Genomic DNA, 1346 nt, shown 5'->3' with positions numbered 1-1346 from the left:
GATCTTGGAAGCCGTGCCTGTCACGTTCCGGACCCTGTCGCTGACCTGACGGGCCACCGCGAACCGGGCGTCACGCGACTACGCCGAAGCCCTGATCCCTGAGGCTCTCCAACAATCGGCGAGAAGTACCCGACGATGTCCACTTCACCAACAGCTCGCCATATTCAAAAAGCCTGTCGGTCAGCGCCGCCATTCCCAGCTGGCGATTGCGCTCCTGTCTCAGTAGCCAGAGATCCGTAGGTTTCGCCCGCTCCTTCAAGTTTTTCTCGCGTTGCTCTAAAAGCGCCTCCAGCTGTCCTGAAACCCTTTCCAGACGCTGTTGTGCTTGAATCCTGTCATGTTCCACCGGTGAGGTCATGATGGGTATCCTCCCCTTCCTTCCTGCTCCCTCCTGCCAACGTGCTACCTGTGTCAGCGTGCTGCCTGGCTGAGTGGTTCAAGATCTCGCTTGCCGCTGTGAATCGGGCGTGAGTGGCCGAACGCGGTCGACGGTGCCGTTCGTTGTCGAACTGGCTGTCGCGAACCGTACATGGACCTCAATTTGGGAGGTGTCACTTCCTCCGCCGTGACCGCTACCGTCGCCGATGCCGTCGTAGACGCGCGGACAGCCTACGACGGTGGGCGCGCACTTGCTCCGGGCCTCCGGCGCGAAGACGGGTCCTGGACGCAGGGCGCCGTCGTTCTCGCGGTCCGGCCTGGTGTAGCCGGTTGTGGGCCTTATGCGCCAACTCGGCCGTGTTGGTGGGGCGTGATGGACGGCAGGTAGACACGCAGGCACGGCCCCCGGTGATCATGCCGTGCTCAAGGGCAACCAGCCGACCCTGCACGCGCTGGTGAAGGACCTTCCCTGGAAGGAGGTGCCGCTGATGGACCGCACCCGGGCCACCGCGCACGGCCGGGACGAAATCCGCCGCCTGAAGGCAGTCACCGTGCCCAGGCTGCCGTTCCCGCACGCCGGCCAGGCACTGCAGATCGTCCGCCGGCGGCGCACGGTGCGCACCGGGAAGGTGTCGCTCGAACGCGTCTACGCCATCACCAGCCTGACGGCTCACCAGGCGACACCCGCTGACCTGGCCGAACGCGTACGCGGACACTGGGCCGTCGAGAATCGTGAACACCATGTCCGGGATGTGACGTTCGGGGAGGACGCCTCGCGGGTGCGGACCGGCAGCGCGGCCCGGGCGATGGCCTCTCTGCGGAACCTGGCCATCGGCGCACTCCGCCTGGCGGGGCAGAACAATATCGCCGAGGGTCTGCGCCATCACGGCCGGGACATGACCCGGCCACTGGCCACCCTCGGACTCACGTGATCATTCCCGGCCGATCGCGAGAACGACGGAGCCCTG

Annotated in this window: 2 protein-coding genes; one reads left to right on the top strand and one right to left on the bottom strand. The window is 65.8% G+C overall.

The window, feature by feature from the left end; all coding sequences use genetic code 11:
• Nucleotides 1-70 precede the first annotated feature (70 nt).
• Nucleotides 71-358 carry a hypothetical protein gene (locus AB0D85_RS52260; RefSeq protein WP_362338785.1) on the bottom strand — a complete coding sequence of 96 codons (288 nt, stop codon included), beginning with the start codon at nucleotides 356-358 and terminating at the stop codon, nucleotides 71-73.
• A gap of 439 nt (nucleotides 359-797) precedes the next feature.
• Here AB0D85_RS52260 and AB0D85_RS52255 point away from each other — a divergent pair, with 439 nt between their 5' ends.
• Nucleotides 798-1310 carry an ISAs1 family transposase gene (locus AB0D85_RS52255; protein WP_362338782.1) on the top strand — a complete coding sequence of 171 codons (513 nt, stop codon included), beginning with the start codon at nucleotides 798-800 and terminating at the stop codon, nucleotides 1308-1310.
• Nucleotides 1311-1346: the final 36 nt, after the last annotated feature.

This window comes from Streptomyces sp. NPDC048277, from assembly GCF_040652235.1.
Lineage (GTDB): Bacteria > Actinomycetota > Actinomycetes > Streptomycetales > Streptomycetaceae > Streptomyces.
This window is presented reverse-complemented; position numbering and strand designations above follow the sequence as displayed.

What these genes read in the sequence shown, in the direction of transcription:
- AB0D85_RS52260 (WP_362338785.1), bottom strand. Translation starts at nt 358, where the DNA reads ATGACCTCACCGGTGGAACATGACAGGATTCAAGCACAACAGCGTCTG.